Here is a 971-nt window from a genome sequence, read left to right as displayed (position 1 = left end):
AAGGTACCCTGTCATAATAAAGTCTCCAGTATTTCATCAAATATTTTTTGAGGATTGTAATTTTCAATAATTTGATTAGCTATTTTAAGATTGATATCACTTTTTACCGGAAACAGTTTATCCGAAAAATTTTCATAATTCAGGTACTCATATTTCAGTTTCATAAAATCGCCAATTTCAGCCGATTTTACAATTGGTACTATTCCGTAACATAAATATTCAATAAGCTTTGTTGGGTTGGCCACCCTGTTTACCACAACATCATCTCTAAGTATAAAACCATAATGTGCCCAGTTATAATATTGTGCAAGTTCATTCGGGTGAACACTCTTTATGGTAATCATATTAGCATCTATACGCAAGCTATCTATATGCCTCTTAAACACTTCCGGTTCACCGGTTAATATCAAATAATTAATTTTTGCTGATAAATTAGCTTTAATAACGTTAAGCATCAACTCAATATTTTGCCATTTTTGAGTATTGCCGCTATAGATAACATTTATTTTTTCGTCATTTCCAATTGCCATATTATTATGCACAGTCAGATTAGCCGGTACGATATAAAATATTTTATATTTCCCATGCCATCCCGGATATTTTGTCTTATAATAATCGGCCATGCTTTCAGTTACAAATATCATTAGCGACATTTTTTTAAAAGCAATTTTTTCCACAAACGAATATATGCCTGCTCTAAAGCCTTTTCCCATACTCTCCATCTCTTCGGGTACAACACCATGTACATCTAAAACAGTTTTCTTTTTATAAAGCAAGAACCATGGAAAAACTCTTATCACATTATATATGGAATGGAAATATATAACATCACTACTGGAAATACATTTTAAAAGAAAAAAAAGATGGAAAATGGAATTTATATTATAAGTTCTTATATTTTCACCCTGATGAATTATTTCCTTTTTTAAAAATCTATGAATTCTTACGTTTAAATAAATCCTGTTATAATT

The 971-nt window shown here is 30.0% G+C and carries 1 protein-coding gene; it reads right to left on the bottom strand.

Annotation, left to right across the window (positions count from 1 at the left end; genetic code table 11):
• Window positions 1-11: 11 nt before the first annotated feature.
• A partial coding sequence (locus AC1DQW_RS27755; protein WP_477457031.1) for a glycosyltransferase family protein occupies window positions 12-971 on the bottom strand: 960 nt, incomplete at its 5' end.

The organism is Mucilaginibacter sp. P5_A4 (genome assembly GCF_056400605.1).
The sequence above is the reverse complement of the archived record's forward strand: the minus strand, read 5'-3'. Positions and strand labels throughout refer to the sequence as shown.